Genomic DNA, 18704 nt, shown 5'->3' on the forward strand with positions numbered 1-18704 from the left:
ACAAATATAAATATATATATGCCTTTTATCGGTAATATATGTACTTTATCGATATTTTATTTTGTTGATATAAATAAATTTTATACGTTTGATACTTTAAATTCACCTAATATGAAAAAAAATACATTTTTGATAGTGTTTATTCTAACCATCTTAAGTCAATCATTATTTGCACAATCAATGAACTATTGGTTGGTAAAAAAAGAATCTCAAGCTTTAAAAACGAGATTAAGAATTGACAAAAAAAACATTCCAAATAAATATAAAGTTTTGTCTTTAGATTTTAAATCACTACAAACAAATTTAAAATCAGCTTCTAAAAGATCTCAAAACAATAAACTGGCAACTACATTGCTTTTGGACTTCCCTACTGAAGATGGTACAATGGAAACTTTTAGTATAGAAAAAACAAGTGTTTTAGCTCCTGAATTGGAGGCAAAATACCCTGAAATTCAATCTTATTACGGAGTAAGTAATAAGAACCCTTTAAATAAAATTTACATTAGTACATCTCCTGCAGGTTTTACTGGGCTTATTACAGGTAACAAAACAATCTATATCGACCCATTTTCTAAAAATGATGTAAGCAACTACATTGTATATGACAGGAAAGACTGTTCACGAAATCCAGACGATGCCTTTGTTTGTAATGCTGTAATGGACGAAGCTTTGAGTAAATCAAAAACTTCGGCAAATGCAAAAACTTCCTCAACTACAGATGGCAACCTAAGAACTTACAGGTTAGCTTTAGCTTGTACATCAGCATACTCTTTGTATTACGGTAACACAATTGCAAATGTCTTGGCCGCTATGAACACCACGATTACACGTGTCAATAGTGTATATAGAAGAGATTTATCGGTTGTTTTTCAACTTGTAGCCAGTAATGATAGGTTAATATATATCAATGGTTTCAACAAAGATGCTTCACCAGACCCAGACCCTTATGACAATTACAATGGTAGTGGAATGTTATCTGTAAACACATCGAACATAACAGGTTTAATTACTGTTGGCGCCTATGATATTGGACACGTTTTTAGTACAGGTGGTGGTGGTGTGGCAAGTCCAGCTCCATGTGGAGCTACAACTAAGGGACGCGGTGTTACCGGAATTGTAACTCCACAGTTCGATCCATTTGACATTGATTATGTTGCTCATGAAATTGGACACCAATTTGGTGCAGCACATACCTATTATAATGCTTGTTTTGGCGCTGCCAAGGATCCTGCAAATGATCAGGATTACGAACCAGGAAGTGGTTCTACAATCATGGCATACGCTGGAATTTGCGCACCTAATGTACAAGATAATAGCGATGCCTATTTTCATGCGAGAAGTATTGAACAAATGACAACTGCAATAGGTGGGCACTCTTGTGTCACTGGAACTTCTACTGGAAACGCTGCACCTGTAGTTGCCGCAATTACAGCTCGTACTATTCCAAAATCTACTCCATTTATTTTAACTGGAAGTGCTACTGATGCCAATACTGCAGATGCTATGACTTACACTTGGGAACAATATGATAACAACGACGGCGGTGTACAACCGCCAACATCAACAAATACGGTTGGGCCAGTTTTTAAATCTTTAATGCCAACTAGCGACCCCACTAGAACTTTTCCTAATCTAGCAGCAATTATAAGCAACACAACCCCAACTTGGGAAGTTTTACCGAGTGTTGCGAGAACCTTAAACTTTAGATTAACTGTTAGAGATAATAGCACGCTAGGCGGAAGAACTGATTACAAAGCAGTAGCAATAACTGTTGGAACTGCAGGCCCATTTCTTGTTTCCACACCAAACGCTGGTACTGAAATTTGGTATGCAGGTGAAACAAAAGCAGTAACTTGGAATGTAGCGAGTACAAATACGGCTACTTATTCAACTACTGTGAATATTAAATTATCTACAGATGGCGGTAATACTTATCCTATAACTTTAGCGACAGGAGTTGCAAATAATGGAACAGCCAACATAACTGTTCCAAATAATGTTGGAAAATTAAATAGAATTAAAGTAGAAGCCGCTGCTAATATTTTCTTCGATATATCCAATGCAAATTTTGAAATTAAATCCGGTAAGTTTGAAATGACTTCAACGGCAAGTACTCAATCTGTTTGTAAACCAACAAATGCTGTTTATACGATTAATTATACTACTGCTCCTACTTTTTCAGAAACAACAACATTTAGTGCAGTTGGCGCTCCAATAGGATCAACCATAACTTTCTCTCCAACAACTAGAAGTACTTCAGGGCCATTTACTATGACCGTCTCAAATACAAGTGGAGTTGCTGCTGGAAATTATCCAATAACCATAAAAGGAACTTCGACAACGGCAAATATTGATTTTCCAGTTTTGTTAAATGTTTTTGATAGTACAATTGGAAACGTAACGCTCACGAGCCCTTCGAATGGAGCAACAAATCAACAAACTTCTTCTTTGCTACAATGGAATCCTTTGGCAAGTGCTTCCTCCTACTTAGTCCAAATTTCTACTAGCCCAACTTTTGCAACTATAACCGAATCGGCTACTGTAACTGGAACTTCCTATCAAACCACCTTATTAGCACAAGGAACTGTAAATTATTGGAGAGTTAAACCCATAAATTCCTGTACAACTGGCTCTTTTTCTGAGGTATATGTATTTCAAATCGCTAGTGATTTATGTAAAACCTATTCCAACGCTACTTTTGAACCAGATGCAGTTTGGGAGATTGGTTCTAATAATGCAGTTAGTGCAAAAATCAATATTCCAGACAATATTGTTATAAGTGATGTAAATTTCTATATGAAGGGTACTCACGCCGCCCTAAGTGATCTTAAAATGCAATTTAGTGGACCGACTGGAATTTTTGCTGAAATTTATAATAGGGATTGTAGTGCAGCTAACTTTGATGTTACTTTTGATGATAGCGGATCTGCGCTGCCTGTTCCATGTTCAGTTACCCTTTCAGGTATAAAACAAGCCAGTCAATCCTTATCTAAATTTAATGGTTCCAGCTCGCTTGGTACATGGACATTATTGGCAACCGATAGAGTTTCAGCAACATCAGGAGGAACATTTACTAATTTTTCGGTTATCATTTGCGGAAAACTTCAAATAGTCAACAACATTGCTGTTTCAAACAATGCATTAGCGCTTTCACAAGGAGCAACTGCTACTATTTCTCAGGCTAAATTAGCAGCAACACAACCCACTGCAACAACATCACAGTTAATTTATACCATTACTCAACTGCCAATAAATGGAACATTGAAATTAAATAATGTCGCGGTAGTCGTAGGTGGTACTTTTACCCAAGCTGACATCAACACTAATTTGTTAAGCTACACCAATAATGGTGGCAGTTCAACTTCTGATACTTTTAAATTTTCAATTAATGGGATTAATTTAGCTCTGTTAGGAGGTCAAACCTTTAATATTAATGTTTGTGGAGCTCCGATTCCCAACGCAGCTAGTTTGACAGCCGTAAATTCACAATGTGCTGCAACACCTGCTGCCCCAACTGCAACCAGCACTTGTTATGGAACAATTACCGGAACAACTGCAACAGTGTTCCCAATCACTACTCAAGGAACTACTGTGGTAACTTGGACTTTCAATGATGGAAACGGACAATCGGTAACTGCTAATCAAAATGTAATTATTGACGATACTATTGCTCCTACTATTCCAACATTAGCCAATGTAACGGCTCAATGTTCTGCAACTCCTATTGCGCCAACAACTACCGATGCTTGTAAAGGAACAATTACTGGAACAACTGCAACGGTTTTTCCAATCACTACTCAAGGAACTACTGCGGTAACTTGGACTTTCAATGATGGAAACGGACAATCTGTAACTGCTAATCAAAATGTAATTATTGACGATACTATTGCTCCTACTATTCCAACATTATCCAATGTAACGGCTCAATGTTCTGCGACTCCTGTTGCTCCAACAACTACTGATGCATGTGCAGGAACAATTACCGGAACAACTGCAACCGTTTTTCCTATAACTACTCAAGGAACAACAGTGGTGACTTGGACTTTTAATGATGGAAACGGACAATCGGTAACTGCTAATCAAAATGTAATTATTGATGAAAGTATCGCTCCTGTTATTCCAATATTGGCCAATGTAACTGCACAATGTGCTGCAACTCCTATTGCGCCAACGACCAATGCGTGTTCAGGAATAATTACGGGAACAACCTTAACAGCATTTCCAATAACTACCCAAGGAACAACTGTTGTAACTTGGACTTTCAATTATGGCAATGCGCAATTTGTAACTGCTAATCAAAATGTAATTATTGATGATACTATTGCTCCTGCTATTCCAACATTAGCCAATGTAACGGCTCAATGTGCTGCGACTCCTGTTGCGCCAACAACTACCGATGCTTGTGCAGGAACAATTACCGGAACAACTGCAACTGTTTTCCCAATCACTACTCAAGGAACAACAGTTGTAACTTGGACTTTCAACGATGGAAACGGACAATCGGTAACTGCTAATCAAAATGTAATTATTGACGATACTATTGCTCCTGCTATTCCAACATTAGACAATGTAACGGCTCAATGTGCCGCGACTCCTGTTGCTCCAACAACTACCGATGCTTGTGCAGGAACAATTACAGGAACAACTGCAACAGTTTTTCCAATAACTACTCAAGGAACAACAGTGGTAACTTGGACTTTTAATGATGGAAACGGACAATCAGTGACTGCTAATCAAAATGTAATTATTGATGATACTATTGCTCCACCTATTCCAACATTAGCGGATGTAACGGCTCAATGTTCTGCGACTCCTGTTGCGCCAACAACTACCGATGCTTGTGCAGGAACAATTACCGGAACAACTGAAACGGTTTTTCCAATCACTACTCAAGGAACAACAGTGGTAACTTGGACTTTCAATGATGGAAACGGACAATCAGTGACTGCTAATCAAAATGTAATTATTGATGATACTATTGCTCCAACTATTCCAACATTAGCGGATGTAACGGCTCAATGTTCTGCGACTCCTGTTGCGCCAACAACTACCGATGCTTGTGTTGGAACAATTACCGGAACAACTGCAACCCTTTTTCCAATAACTACTCAAGGAACTACTGTGGTGACTTGGACTTTTAATGATGGAAACGGACAATCAGTAACTGCTAATCAAAATGTGATTATAAATAATTCGATGTCTGCCGTTATTTCTGGAACTTCAACAACTTGTGCAGGAACTAACGCTAATTTGCTAGTTATAATTGCTGGAGGTGTTGCTCCGTACACAGTAGTTTACACCAATGGAACTAGTAATTTTACAATAAATAACTACACCAGCGGCTCATCAATTGTAGTATCGCCAACCGTTACAACAACTTATTCATTAGTCTCTGTATATAGCGCTGAAGGTTGCTCAAGTGTCAGCAATAGCGGGTCAGCAGTCATTTCTAGCGGAACAACTACTTGGAATGGCAGCATTTGGAGCAACGGAGTTCCAACAAGCATTACCTCAGCAATTATTTCAGGTAATTATAGCGTAGCAACAAACATTACTGCTTGTACTTTAACGATAAATAACAACGCAATTGTAAGCATTCCGTCTGGATATAATGTGACTTTGAATGGTGCATTGACCGTAAGTTCTGGTAGTTTTACCTTGAATAATAATGCCAATTTAATCCAAACATCGAATGTTGCAAATTCTGGAAATATTATTGTAAAACGAAACGGTTCGCCTTTATTGCGACTTGATTATACTTTATGGTCTTCCCCGGTTACAAATAACACAAGTCAGTTTTTACAATCTTTTTCACCTAATACCAGTACCAATAGATTTTATTTCTATGATACCCCGACTAATTTTTTTACTACAATTGCAAATCCATCGACAACTAATTTTAGTTTAGGAAAAGGCTATTTAATAAGAATGCCAAATGATGCTTCTTCAACAATTAGAGAAAATTATCCAGGAATATTTACAGGCGTTCCGAATAATGGAATAATTCCTATTACGATGACAAATCTTGGTGCTGGAAAACGTTTTAATTTGATTGGGAACCCATACCCTTCACCAATTAGTATGACTCAGTTTGTAGCGGACAATAGCACAAAAATTACTGGAACGTTATATTTTTGGAGAAAAACTAATGGCTTAACGAATCCCACGTATTGCACTTGGCTTAATGGAATATTCACTTCCAATGGAGAACCCCAAGTAGTAAATCCAAATGGGATTATTCAAACTGGACAAGGATTTTTTGTTGAAGCATTGAACTCTGCCACAACAGTAACATTCAATAATGGACAGAGAATTGCAAATAATGCAAATCAATTTTTCAAAACCAAAGCAATCGAAAGAAATACTATTTGGTTAAACGCAACAAGTACAACTGGCAATTTTTCACAAATGGCTGTTAGTTATGCTACTGATGCGACGCAGGGTGTAGATGATTTCGACGGAAAATATTATAATGATGGGGCTATTGCATTAAATTCATTTCTTGACAATACCGATTATGTAATTCAAAGTCGTGCCTTACCATTCGATGGAACAGATGAAGTGCCATTGAGTTTCAAAGCTACAAACTCCGGAAATTATACAATAGCTATAGACCACGTTGATGGTTTGTTTTCTGGTAGTCAAGAAATCATTTTAAAAGACAACATCACAGGAAAAGAGACTAATTTAAAAACTGATGGGTATACATTCTCTGCTTTGGCGGGCCTTGACAACTCACGATTTTTGTTGAAATATCAAAAAACATTGGGAATTAATAAACCTACTTTTGACGAAAATAGTTTAGCAGTTTCCAATAAAAATGGAATAATCAATATTAAATCTAAAGGAACCTCTATTGACAATGTTAAACTTTACGATATCAGAGGTCGACTACTATTCGAAAAAGCAAATGTAAATGACATTGAAACTAGTATTGAAAGTTCTAAATATGCCAAACAGGTTTTAATAATTCAAATCACATCTGTTGAACTTAAGGTAGTTAAAAAGAAAATTGCAATTTAAACCATATAGATGTTGTATAAAGTTTGACATAATTTATTAAAATAAAATTATAATCTCTTAACAAGAAATTATCAATTATAGTTTTGAACCAATCTTAACCAAGTCGCAGAAGATGTTATTTATTTCATCAACTCTAAACTTTGTGTAAATAAAACTGCATATAAAAGAAATGAAAAATATTTTTGACAAATTATCTGATTTTTACAATTAGTGATTTCTGAATTCATTTGTCTTATAGTTACTCCAAATATCATTCTACTTCCATTTTCATTTATTCTTTCCCCAAAAAGATTATGTAGAATGTTTTATAATTTATTACGTAATACGATATGTTTTACTGCTTCAAAGCAGCAACATATCGTATTTTTTTTCTTATAAAAATCATAAATTTGTGTATTTTATCGATAAATTATGTATTTAGTCGGTTAAAAATTATTTTTTTTTAATAAAATTTTTTACATTTGAAATGTCAGAAAACAAATCAGAACATAAAAAATTTTAAAAAGATAAAATTTTGCTATTCGATGTTCCATTTGAAATTCTAAAATCTTTAAAAAGCAGTTATTCATCCTTTTACCTTTAAAGACATGAAAAAAATTACATTACTTACAAAATCGTTTCTTACCCTAATTTTTTTATTAATGAGCCTTGTAGGGTTGGCTCAATCTTCACAAACATACAATACCGCTGGCACTTATACTTTCACAGTTCCAACGGGAATAATCAGTATCGACATCGAAGTATGGGGTGCTGGAGGTGCTGGAGGTGGTGCAACTGCAAATAATTCTGCTGGAGGTGGAGGCGCTGGAGGTGGATATGTGAAAAAAGTTGCTATGTCTGTAACTCCTGGATCAACTTATACCGTAACCGTTGGTGCAGGTGGCACAGGAGGCGCAACCAATGGAGGCACAGGAAATGCCTCTTGGTTTGGATCAGCTGCAACTATTTTTGCTATTGGAGGAAATGGTGGGAATTTGGGAAATACAAGTAATACATCTGCAAATGGAGCCTCAGCGTCATCTTCAGGAAATATTGGTTTTACTGCTCCTTTTAGTTATTATGGCGGTGCTGGAGGTAAAGGAACCTCTGGAACCCCTTCGAGTAGTGGTGCTGGTGGCTCTAGTGCGGGAAGAAATGCGAATGGAAATGCCCCCATCGGAATAAACGGAGGAGTTGCGCCTACTGGTGGTGGAAACGGAGCTGTTGGTTCTACTATAAACGGGAACGGTGCGAATGGATTGACTCCCGGTGGTGGAGGGGCTGGAGCTGTACGAAGTAGTACCAAAAACAAATCTGGCGGATTCGGGGCTAGTGGTCAAGTGGTTGTAAGTTGGGCATGTCCTGCATATAGTCTAAATGCTACTCCTACCGTATTGCCAGCGTGTACAACTTTTGCAGCAACTGTAACTGCTAAAGGTACTGCAACCGGTTTGCCAGTTGGAACTTACACCGTTACTTACACTTTATCAGGAGCGAATATCGCTGCTTCAAATACTGCTCAAATGACAGTTTCTACAGCTGGAACTGGCACTTTTAATACAACTGTTTTATCAAATGCAGGAAATACTACTATTACAATCACCAATATTGCGTCCTTAACCTGCGGAAATGTTATAGCAACTAATAATGTGGTAGTGGCAAACGTAGGAGCAACTCCTACCATAACAAGTACAACACCTAACAGCAGAACAGGAACAGGAACTGTTAGTTTAATTGCTGCGTCTTCGGCAGGTAGCGTTAAATGGTATGACAGTGCTATTGGAGGAACTCTTTTGATAACCAATACCAATTATACAACTCCATCTATTTCCGCTACAACATCTTATTATGTAGAAGCTACAAATGGTGCATGTACCTCAAGCCCCAGAGTTGAGGTTGTGGCAACAATTAACACCGCAGAAATTGCGGTTTCTGGAAATGGTATCAATATTGCCGATGGAGAAACCACACCAAGCAGTACTGATGATACTGATCTAGGAGGAACGAACCTACAAATACCCTTAGTTAAAACCTACACTATAAACAATTTAGGAGGTGCTCCATTGACAGTAGGAACCGCAACAATAACTGGGGCAAATGCTTCCGAATTTGTAATAGTAGGAGGCGCTCTTCCTCCGTCAATACCTGCTCAATCCTCAGCAACTTTTTCAATATCATTTACTCCTACTTCCACTGGTAATCGCACAGCTAACATTTCGTTTACTAATAATGACTCTGATGAAAATCCGTTTAATTTTAATATTGCTGGTACAGGTCTTGCAGGGGTTTCGCCAGAAATTAATTTGAGAGTAACCAATGACATACCTGATGGAGCTTCATCAGGAGTTTCAACAACTGGAGTTGTTTATGGTACTGATTTTGGTAGTACACCTGTAGGAACACCCATTGTGAAAACTATCACAATCCAGAATACTGGAACTGGAATCTTAACTCTTACAGGAACCCCTAAAGTTGTTATAACGGGAGATGCAGTTTTTACTGTTACTGCACAGCCTAGCACTACAATCGCTGCAGGCGGAAACACTACATTTCAAGTTACCTTTAATTCTGCGGTAACAGGAAACTTTCTAGCAATAATAAGTATTGCAAATGATGATTCAGATGAAAGCCTATATGATTTTGTTATTTCAGGAAAAACAACCGTATCAGGAAGTGAAATTGACATTCAGGGAAATGATGTCACTATCGCAGATGGAGATACAACTCCTAGTGCTTTAGACCAAACTGATTTTGGTAGTACCGATACAACAACAAAAATAGCAATTCCGTACCATATTTTGAATTATGGTACTAGTTCATTAGGCATAACAACTACTGTAAGTATAACTGGCCCAAATGCTTCGTTTTTCACAGCTAGCCCAGTACTAACAAGCTCTCTAGGCTCAGGAGGAATAACCAGTTTTGTTGTTACATTTACACCAACCACAGCTGTCGGAATTAAAACTGCGACTATTACTGTAACAAACACTGAGACTGCTCTACCACTTGAAACCTCATATGATTTTGCTGTTTCAGCAGAAATTAAAAACCCAGTTGCGCTCACAGTTGCGCCAGGTGGCGTGACCTCAAACCTTAAATATTGGATAAAAGCAGACAGTAATATTGGAAGCACCGCAGACAATACAGATATAACCAACTGGCAAGACAGAACGACCGGAAGTACAAAAAATGCTATCGCAAAATTAGGAAAAGAGCCAAAATTCTTCAACAATACTACTAATAATGTTAATTTTAATCCTGTTGTTCAGTTTAACGGAGCCAATGCAATGGCGGGCGGTCAGGGATTTAACAATCTAGATATGTTTATTGTTGTAAAACCAACAAAAACAGTAAATTACCTTACCAGTCCTATGGATACCTACTGTGGTGACGACATTACATCAAACAAAAACAACCAAGATGTAACTGGTTTTGAAATGGGCAATACATCTAGTCGATATAGCAATGAAATCATTGCATACAATCAAGCTGCATTTACTGCTTACGGGGTTGGGGAAATAAGCACTACAAAATCATACACTGGTGTAAATATATTCAACCCAAGAAACAACGGTACAAGAATGAGTATTTTCAATAATGGGGGAACACTCAATAATGGAACTGGTGCTTTAGCAACCATTGAAGTAAATACCGCTACTTATAAGAATATTGTAAACTCAAGATATTGGTTGGGTGCTAGCGAAACATTTGGTCCAAGTTATGACGGTGATATTCTTGAAATAATTAATTACAGCCTTGCAAATTCACTTACAGACCGCAGACGAATAGAATCTTATTTGGCTATAAAATATGGAATTACGCTAGGAGTAAACGGATCGAGTTTAGATTATTATAGTTCTGCTTCAACAAATACTGGAAGTTCTATCTATGCAGCTGGTTCAGGGTTCAATTATAATATAGCGGGAATAGGTCGTGACGATGCTTCTCAATTATATCAAAAACAATCCAAAACAGAAAACACTAAAGATGATATTACGATAGGTTTAGGAGACATCTACGATAAAAACTCCGACAACCCAAACACATTTGTGAGTGATAAAAACTTTTTAGTTTGGGGTAGTGATAATGGCTCATTACTTGCAAAGCCAGAAGTTGTGGTGAATATGAGTTCTGGTATTGCACCATCATTAACAAGTGTCGTCAATTTTATTTCTATTAGAAGAACTTGGAAAGTCGTAGAAACTGGAGGCAATATTCCTTCGGTTAAGGTTTCTGTTCCTTCAACATTGCTTACGTCAACAATAACCCCTCCTGGAGATTTTTTAATGTTTATATCCGATAGTCCCGTTTTTAATCCAACATCAGAATACCGCATTATGCGAGTAAATGGTTCAAAACTTGAAACTGATTTTGATTTTGACGGCACAAAATATATTACTTTTGGATATGCTCCTGAAAAAATATACGAAAGATGTATAAATTTTGATGGAATTAATGATTACCTCGACTCTGGAAAAGTATTGGATTTAAATACATCATTCACCGTTTCTGCTTGGGTGAAAAGTAGTGCCATCAACAAAACCATACTTTCTAAGAGAGACAAGGATTTTACCGCTGGATATGATTTAAGCATCAACAGTGTAGGTAAAGTAGAAATGAGTTGGATTAATGGCGCAAAGCAATCTATCACATCAACGATGGTGCTTCCGCAAGGAATCTGGCATAACGTAGGGGTTACTTATGATGGAGCAACCGCAAGATTGTATATTGATGGTGTCGAAGATGCAAGTGTAGCATTATTAAACGTTCCTGCAAATCCAACACTATCGTTCTTAATTGCTGCCGCAGATGGAATTGCAGCAAATACAACCTCTTTTTTCAATGGAAATATAGATGAGGTTCGTGTTTGGAAAGTAGCCTTGTCAGAAAAACAATTGCGCTATGTAATGAATCAAGAAATACTAAGCAACGGTTTAGCAACTAATGGAAAAACAATGCCTAATACCATTACCCTTAATGACATTAGTATTATCCCTTGGTCAAATTTGAGTGCCTACTATCCAATGTCAACTTACACTTTTACAAATGCTCAAGATGCTTCAAACAATCGTTATACTGCTGCATTGAGAAACCTAACCACTGTTGACTACCAAACGGCTCCTCTGCCATATAAAACAGCCAACGATGGCCCTTGGCAAACACCTTCTACTTGGCTGAACTCTAGTGTTCAAGATTTACCTAATAGTGTTTCACTTTCAGACAATTTAATAAATGTAGATTGGAATATTGTCGAGACTTCTCACAATGTAACTTCAACTGGAAACAAATCAGTATTAGGACTAATGGTAAAAAGTAATACCTTAAGCGCTTTCAATGATACAAAAATCCAGATTTCAAATTATTTAAAACTTGATGGAAAAATAGACCTTGTCGGTTTGTCTCAATTAGTTCAAACAAAAGACTGTGATTTAGATGTAACCAGTAATGGCTCAATAGAACGCGAGCAACAAGGACAAGCAAATAAATACAACTACAACTATTGGTGTTCACCAGTGAGTCCAATAAATAATTTTTCAAATAACAATAATTATACTCTTGCTGGTGTCATGAAAGATGGATTTAATACTACCCCAAGAGAAATTAACTGGATTGCTGGCTATGATGGTATTGCAGGTAGTGTATCAACCCCTATGAGTATCGCCAAAAATTGGCTATATACTTTTGATGATAAAGCCAATGCTTATGCAAACTGGAACAAAATAACAGAGACAACCCCAATTCGAGTGGGACAAGGGTTCACCATGAAAGGTAGTGGTGTAGCAGGAACGCAAAATTATATTTTTACAGGTAAACCTAATAATGGTGCAATAAACTCTAATACTGTTTTGTCAGACCAATTATTATTAACCGGAAATCCTTATCCATCTGCATTAGATGCTGATGCTTTTATTAATGACAATTTAACCTCAACTGATGGTACAATATATTTCTGGGAACATTACTCGACTAACAATACACACGTTTTACGAGATTATCAAGGAGGTTATGGTACATTAAATTTAGTAGGTGGTATTGCTTCTGGCGGTATAGCTAGCTCTATCGAATTAAACATTAGTAATCTTGGAAGCTCTTCAAAAGGAGACCCAAAACAATATATTCCTGTAGGACAAGGATTTTTTGTAAATGGAAGTGCAACAGGAGGAACCGTAATCTTTAATAATCAAAGAGCCTTCTTAAAAGAAACTGATAGCAACTCTAATAGTATGTTCAAAAATCGTCCTGAATCAAAGCGTCACAAAACAGATCATTGGCACGATAATTCAAATGATGAACTTCCAAATTATAGATATAAAAAAATTCGTTTAGGATTCAGTACCAGTAATCAGTACCATCGCCAAATTCTTTTGGGCTTTATGAACGAAAAAGCCAGTAGCGAAATGGATTCTGGTTATGATGCTTTTAACCTAGATGAAACACCCAATGATATGTATTTTCTAAATGGTGAAAACGAATTGGTGATTCAAGGAGAAGGTTATTTTAATGAAGACAATTCCTATCCTATTGGCGTGAAAACGGATGCGGAAGGAAAAGTATCATTTACAATAGATGCACTCGAGAACTTTGAACCGGAACAAAAAATATATTTATATGATGATGTGACCAAAATATCAACCGAAATTCAAAAAAATACTTTTGAAGTTAATTTGCCTGCTGGAGTAAACAACACACGTTTTTCATTGCGATTCAAAGACAATTCAGCATCATTATTGGGTATTGAGGAAAATAAAACTAATGCTAACGAGATAAAGATTGCTCATATTCAAAATAGCAACACCATTATTATTAAGAATACGATTTCAGATATTTCAATTTCAAAAGTTACATTATTTAGTATAAACGGTCAAGCTATCGCTAATTGGAAAATTGAAAACCAAGACCAACAAAACATTCAAATACCAATAAAAAGTATAAGTTCTGGGGTTTATGTAGTAAAATTAAAAACGACGACGGGAGAACTAAGCAAAAAATTAATCGTTAAATAGACAGGCTGTTTGAGAGGAGAAACGAAATCAAAAAGTAAATATTTTAAGGAAAAGTTAACTTGTGTGATGTTTTAGAGAAGCTTTTTTTATTACATTTGTTCTTGATATTTAATATAATCACGATTCATTAACAATAAACCTATAACAATGAAAAAATTATTTACTGTTTTAGTCATTGCTCTTTTCACTATTAGTGTTAGCGCTCAGGAAGCAAAACCTGCAAAAAAAGAAGCAACAAAAAAAGAGACTACTGTGAAGAAAGGTGCAAAAGAAGAAAAAACTTGTACAACAGAAGAAAAAGCAAAATGTGCAAAAACAAGCAAAAGTTGTTGTGCTAAGAAAGCCTAAATCACAAATCACAAAAAAAATGTCTCGATAATCTCGAGACATTTTTCGTTTATATCCTATTTGAAATTATATAAATTTGCACACCCAAAAAACTACCTTTTTTTTAATAGTTAATATTATAACTTACAAAAGCGCTTTTTTTAAAGCTTCAAAATCAACTAAAACCTGTTCGCCAGATATTAAATTTTTCAGAGCAAATTTGCCTACATTCATTTCAGATTCTCCAACGATTACCGCAAACGGAATTCCGCGTTTATCAGCGTGCTGAAACTGTTTTCCCACCTTCACATTATCTGGATACAATTCCACTTTTATACCAATATTGCGCAATTTCGTGATGGCTTGCATAGAATAAAACGCTTCTTTTTCACCGTAATTAATAAATAAAGCTTTTGATGTTGAAGTCACCGTTTCTGGAAATAAATTCAATTCTTCGAGAACTAAATAAATTCGGTCTAAGCCAAAAGAAATCCCGACGCCACTCATATCTTTCAATCCGAAAATACCAGTCAAATCATCGTATCTTCCTCCACCACCAATAGAACCCATCGAAACGGTTTTTGGTGCAGCCACTTCAAAAATAGCTCCTGTATAATAATTCAATCCACGAGCTAGAGTAACATCTAAATCTAAAATAGCTTGAGTCAAACCCAAATTAGTTACTTTATCACAAATAAATCGCAACTCCTCCACACCTCTCATTCCTTCTGTGGATTCCGCTAATAAAAAAGAAAGTTTTTCTATTTTCTCTGAAATGGTTCCAGTGAAATTAAATAATGGTTGCACTTTTTCGATTGCAGATTCCAAAATTCCTTTTTCAATCATCTCTTTTTTTACACCGTCCTCTCCTATTTTGTCAAGTTTATCTAAAGCAACAGTAAAATCGATTAATTTATCTTTTGCGCCAATAACCTCAGCAATTCCCGAAAGGATTTTTCGGTTATTGATTTTTATCGTCACACCTTGCAAACCCAACTGCGTAAAAACCGAATCGTACAATTGCACCAATTCAACTTCTTGCCACAACGATTTCGAACCCACAACATCAGCATCACATTGAAAAAATTCTCTGAAACGACCTTTCTGAGGACGATCTGCTCGCCAAACAGGTTGAATTTGGTACCGTTTGAATGGAAATTCAATCTCGCTTTGGTGTTGCACTACATATCGTGCAAAAGGAACGGTTAAATCGTAGCGCAAAGCTTTCTCGGAGATTTTACCAGTTAATTGTTTAGCGTTTATGATTTGTAGTTCTTCACCAGAAATTTTATCCAAAAAATCTCCCGAGTTCAAAATCTTAAAAATCAATCGATCTCCTTCTTCCCCGTATTTTCCGATCAAAGTTTCGGAATTTTCGAACGAAGGCGTTTCTATGGGTTGGAAACCAAATTTCTCGAAATTGCTTTTTATAACAGATATAATATAGTGACGTTTTGCCACCTCAGCGGGTGAAAAATCTCTGGTTCCTTTTGGAATACTAGGTTTTTGAGCCATTATTTAAAGTTAGAAGTTTAGGAGTTAGAAGCTGGGAGTTAGAAGCTGGAAGTATTAAACTTCGAGCTTCCTGCTTCCATCTTCCTGCTTCAGATTGCAAATATCTTGATTTTAAAATAAATATTACGTCTTCTAAAGCGAACTTGTAACAAAAATTGTAATTTCGTGTCAAATAAGCACTATGTTTAAATTATTCCGAGAAAACGTCCGAATTGCTTTTGGCTCTATTAAAACCCAATTGTTACGCACCATACTTACTGTATTGATAATTGCTATTGGAATAACCGCGCTGGTAGGGATTTTAACCGTAGTTTCGGCTTTAGAAAACACTATTTCTTCGGATTTTGCTTCGATGGGCGCTAATACTTTCAATATCAATCAATACGAAAATACTTCGAGAAGACGTGGTGGCGACGAAAGAGAAATAATCAATCCTATCATTTCGTATCCCGAAGCGGTGGCTTTCAAAAATAAATATAGTTATCCGTTGACTGAAACATCTATTTCATTTACAGCAACTTCAACCGCAGAAATAAAATTTGAATCCAACAAAACAGATCCCGAAAATATAATTGTAGGAGTTGATGAATATTTTATGGTCAATTCGGGTTTAGAAACAAGTTCAGGTAGAAATTTCACTGGATTCGACATTCAAAACAACACCTATTCTTGTATCGTCGGTTCCGATTTCGAAAAAGGATTACTAAAAGACGTCAACCCAATAGACAAAATAATTTCAATTCGTGGAGCCAAATTTAAAGTTATTGGCGTATTAAAAGAAAAAGGTTCCACCTTCGGCAACAGCCAAGATTTGAGAGTTTTAATCCCCATTCAAGTGGCTCGTTCCTTGTTTACTGCACCCAATATCAACTACACGCTTAGCGTAATGGTGGCTAAAAAAGATTTGCTGGACGAAGCCATCGACAATGCCAATAGCACAATGCGAAGAGTCCGAAAACTAAACCCTGTTCAAGACAACGATTTTGCTATTGTCAGAAGTGACGATCTCATCAACAGAATATTAAGTATTACGCAATATTTAGGACTAGCCTCGTGGCTAATTGGTATTATCACTATTTTGGGTTCCTCTATAGCCTTGATGAATATTATGGTCGTTTCGGTTACTGAACGCACCCGAGAAATTGGTGTTCGAAAAGCATTGGGAGCCAAAAAGAGCACCATCGCTTTTCAATTTTTTATAGAGACTTTACTTATTGGTCAAATGGGCGGTTTAGTGGGCATAATTTTCGGAATTTTGATAGGTTATGGCATTGCGTCCGCGATAAATTTTGTCTTCGTAATTCCTTGGGGAGCAATTATTGCAGCCTTTATTACTAGTTTTGCTGTCGCCATAGTTTCTGGATTGTATCCTGCTATTAAAGCGTCTAAACTCGATCCAATTGAGGCGTTGAGATACGAATAATGGAAAGTACGAGATTAGAAGTTAGAGTTACGAGGTGAAAAATACGAAGTGAAAAATAATTAAATTTATTTTTTATTTAGATTATTTTTAGCTGTTTTTAATGACGCTTCAACAATTGCGAGGATTTCATTTGACTCTTTTAGAAGTTTTTCAATTTCAAATTTTAAATCTTGGTTTTTATTAATTTCAAGAATTATTTCAAGAAAAAAACTACTTTCATCTGCTTCTTCTTCAACAATTTTTAACTTGTTAATGAAATCCGCCGTCGATTTTGCTCTTTGCGATGCTCTATAGTTGGCACCTACAGAACTCGAACATCTTATAAGTTGATTTACATAAGCATTAAATTCTCTAGTAGTTGGTAATTTGTTACATAAATAAGAACTATTAATAGTAAATTGCTTCGTTCTTGCTTTCATATCTATCATAAATAAATTTTTTAAAATTTCTAACTTTGTAACTCTCACTTCGTACTTCTAACTTCTCATTTCGTACCTCGTACTTCTCACCTCGTACTTCTCACCTCGTACCTCGAATCATTCTATCATTTCCATAAATATCTTCCCTCAATTCAACGTTTTTAAATCCCATTTTTTCGAGTAAATCAATCATTTCTTTTCCTAAATACTGATTGATTTCAAAAAATAATTGTCCATTTGGAGATAAGTTTTTCTGAGCTAATGCGACTATTTTTCTATAAAAAATCAGGGCATCATCATCTTCTACAAAAAGTGCCAAATGAGGTTCATTATCCAAAACATTTTTCTTGATTTCCACTTTTTCCAACTCTCGAACATAAGGCGGATTTGAAACGATGATATCAAAACAAGCGGGAAGGTGGAAGTGGGAAGTTGGAAGTTTTTTTAAATCATTAATTTTTAAAATATCGGTTTTTATAAAATGTATTTCAACTTTATTTGATTTAGCATTTTTCTGGGCTGTTGCTAATGCTCCGTCCGAAACATCAATAGCAAAAATCCGTGCATTAGGAATATTTTTTGCCAATGAAATAGCGATGCAGCCACTGCCCGTTCCTATATCCAGAATTGTAATACTTCTTTCTTCCAACTTCCAACTTCCAACTTCGTACTTCGAACTTTGAATAATCCATTCCACCAATTCTTCGGTTTCAGGTCTTGGAATCAAAACATTCTGATTGACTTCAAATTCCAAACCATAAAAACAGGTTTTACCTAATAAATATTGAATAGGTATTTCTTTTTTAAGTTGTTCTAAAATCGAATTCCAAATTAGGATTTCATCATTCGAAAAAGTCAAATCAGGATTCAGTGCCAAATCAATTCTTTTCAGTTTTTGCTTTTCTTGCAAAATCAAATAGAAAAAACTTTCCGCTTCGTCAATATCATATATTGGTGATAGCTCTTGAATGAATAGAGTTCTGTATTCTTTTATTTTCATTTATAATTATCTTT

At 36.0% G+C, this 18704-nt stretch carries 7 protein-coding genes; 4 read left to right on the top strand and 3 right to left on the bottom strand.

Annotated features, from left to right (window positions below; all coding sequences use genetic code 11):
* The first annotated feature begins 111 nt into the window (after positions 1–111).
* From RMO83_RS12985 to RMO83_RS12995, 3 genes are all read left to right on the top strand, one after another.
* Positions 112–7023, top strand: a complete 6912-nt coding sequence (locus tag RMO83_RS12985; RefSeq protein ID WP_310560127.1) for a reprolysin-like metallopeptidase — start codon at positions 112–114, stop codon at positions 7021–7023.
* 641 nt (positions 7024–7664) lie between these two features.
* Positions 7665–14006 carry a choice-of-anchor D domain-containing protein gene (locus tag RMO83_RS12990; RefSeq protein ID WP_310560128.1) on the top strand — a complete coding sequence of 2114 codons (6342 nt, stop codon included), beginning with the start codon at positions 7665–7667 and terminating at the stop codon, positions 14004–14006.
* Between the two features lie 147 nt (positions 14007–14153).
* Positions 14154–14354 carry a hypothetical protein gene (locus RMO83_RS12995; protein WP_310560129.1) on the top strand — a complete coding sequence of 67 codons (201 nt, stop codon included), beginning with the start codon at positions 14154–14156 and terminating at the stop codon, positions 14352–14354.
* A gap of 123 nt (positions 14355–14477) precedes the next feature.
* Here RMO83_RS12995 and hisS read toward each other — a convergent pair whose 3' ends face one another.
* A complete protein-coding gene (gene hisS, locus RMO83_RS13000) occupies positions 14478–15848 on the bottom strand; it encodes a histidine--tRNA ligase (protein ID WP_310560130.1) in 1371 nt (456 codons plus the stop codon).
* Between the two features lie 181 nt (positions 15849–16029).
* On the opposite strand from hisS, the gene RMO83_RS13005 reads away from it, so the two are divergent.
* The gene (locus RMO83_RS13005) at positions 16030–17271 is read left to right on the top strand and encodes an ABC transporter permease (RefSeq protein ID WP_310560131.1); all 1242 of its coding nucleotides are present in this window, start codon (positions 16030–16032) and stop codon (positions 17269–17271) included.
* 65 nt (positions 17272–17336) lie between these two features.
* Here the strand turns inward: RMO83_RS13005 and RMO83_RS13010 are convergent, their stop codons facing one another.
* Positions 17337–17699: a four helix bundle protein gene (locus RMO83_RS13010; RefSeq protein WP_310560132.1), complete on the bottom strand. Its 363-nt coding sequence runs from the start codon at positions 17697–17699 to the stop codon at positions 17337–17339.
* Between the two features lie 91 nt (positions 17700–17790).
* On the bottom strand, positions 17791–18690 hold the full coding sequence (gene prmC, locus RMO83_RS13015; protein ID WP_310560133.1) for a peptide chain release factor N(5)-glutamine methyltransferase: 900 nt from the start codon (positions 18688–18690) through the stop codon (positions 17791–17793).
* Between the last annotated feature and the right edge of the window lie 14 nt (positions 18691–18704).

This window comes from Flavobacterium sp., assembly GCF_031423415.1.
Classification (GTDB): Bacteria; Bacteroidota; Bacteroidia; order Flavobacteriales; family Flavobacteriaceae; genus Flavobacterium.

Coding starts and splice junctions, on each gene's coding strand:
- prmC (WP_310560133.1), bottom strand. CDS start 18,690: ATGAAAATAAAAGAATACAGAACTCTATTCATTCAAGAGCTATCACCA.
- RMO83_RS12995 (WP_310560129.1), top strand. CDS start 14,154: ATGAAAAAATTATTTACTGTTTTAGTCATTGCTCTTTTCACTATTAGT.
- hisS (WP_310560130.1), bottom strand. CDS start 15,848: ATGGCTCAAAAACCTAGTATTCCAAAAGGAACCAGAGATTTTTCACCC.
- RMO83_RS12985 (WP_310560127.1), top strand. CDS start 112: ATGAAAAAAAATACATTTTTGATAGTGTTTATTCTAACCATCTTAAGT.
- RMO83_RS13010 (WP_310560132.1), bottom strand. CDS start 17,699: ATGATAGATATGAAAGCAAGAACGAAGCAATTTACTATTAATAGTTCT.
- RMO83_RS13005 (WP_310560131.1), top strand. CDS start 16,030: ATGTTTAAATTATTCCGAGAAAACGTCCGAATTGCTTTTGGCTCTATT.
- RMO83_RS12990 (WP_310560128.1), top strand. CDS start 7,665: ATGAGCCTTGTAGGGTTGGCTCAATCTTCACAAACATACAATACCGCT.